Annotated in this window: 1 protein-coding gene and 1 pseudogene; both read left to right on the top strand. The window is 48.6% G+C overall.

Annotated features, from left to right (window positions below):
* Positions 1–338, top strand: a pseudogene (locus tag R7R78_RS24050) (hypothetical protein); the annotation flags it as partial.
* A gap of 124 nt (positions 339–462) precedes the next feature.
* Positions 463–1,011 (top strand): phage head-tail adapter protein, encoded by a 549-nt coding sequence (locus R7R78_RS24045; RefSeq protein ID WP_225452416.1) that lies wholly within the window; start codon positions 463–465, stop codon positions 1,009–1,011.
* Positions 1,012–1,300 lie beyond the last annotated feature (289 nt).

The following is a 1,300-nucleotide window of genomic DNA, read 5'->3' as shown; positions in this document are numbered from 1 at the left end:
GTTTTCTCGTCACAAAGCCAGGCTACGGCAATGGGGATATTGTTTTCAGGATTTCCACTCATGGCTACGCAGAAGCCTACGAAAAGGCGGTGGAAAAATATTGTGAGATCCATGATTTGACGGATGAGCAGTATGTTGAGTTGCTTGACCGTATGCCGAGTACAGAGGTGTTCACTGGATACCTGCTGAATGCTCTTTTAATACGCGGTCATCGCGCCACAAAAGCTGAAATACTGAGTAAGCTGGGGGCTGCGAAGAATGAAGATGACATCACCAATAGCAAAGGGAAAAGCGGCCACAACAGAGTGCGTTGCCCAGAGTATCGGTGGGCGCAATAACAGCGCCAGATGTTCAAACCATGTTTTATAGCAACACCTCTTTGGGGGCGGAATTATGTTTTTTGATAACAAAGTAGAATCTCACTCGCTCGTAATGGGAGCCAGCGGGAAGGGCAAATCGGTCTTGTCCGAACAAGTGCGGAAAAACGCGAGGCTGCGCGGTGATCTGCTGGTGGATACTGAGATGTACCGTGAAGGTCGAGGGTTGAAACCATACGAGCATGAGTACGCTCGTCGCTTAGTTCTGGGGCTAAGTGGACCGTTGCCGCGTGAACTGCGTGGGAAGCCGGTGACGGTTATCTCTGATGTGTCCAGACCAAAAAAGGTAAAGCGTCAGCCAAAGCAATTTGTTAAGACCGTAAATGGCGTCACCCTTGAACGCCAATTGGTGGCAGATGCAAGAGACCAGTTGGAAATGCAAACAGGCGTCTGGCTCAAACAACCTCAGCTCATCGAGCTGATGGAAGAGTCGGGCATAGACGAAACTCTAGCCGATTTTGGTGAGGCTGAAACACAGATCCGAGAAATGCTGGCGGATGCGTTGGCGATGAAACTGGTAGGGCGCTCATGGCCCAAGTGTGGAGCCCTCTATAACGCGGCAGAAAAGTCCGACGTTAACTTTTCCTCCGAGCTTGATGCTGCGGCAAAAGAAGCTGGATACATGGTTCGCTGAATGGGATTTGGTGTGGACAAGATAGATCGGCAAAGTTGGCTCGTTAAATTCAGGCGAGCGAAGTGTCAGGACACTTTAGACACGATGCGGGATGCGGCCATTCGCAACTATGAAGGGAATATTCGTGTTATCGCGGATATTGTATTGGCCCATGAGGCGAGAGAGACAGAAATTGAAAAAGGGATGTTTTGTCTAATAGTTAGATAGTCTGATGAGCTATCAGGTGGTGATTATGAAAAAGAGAATACTTCATCTGCCCGTAAAAAAGATTTACTTCGATCAGATCAAA

This window comes from Vibrio sp. 2134-1 (assembly GCF_033339495.1).
Note: the sequence above shows the minus strand (reverse complement) of the source record. Positions and strands in the feature narration are given on the sequence as shown.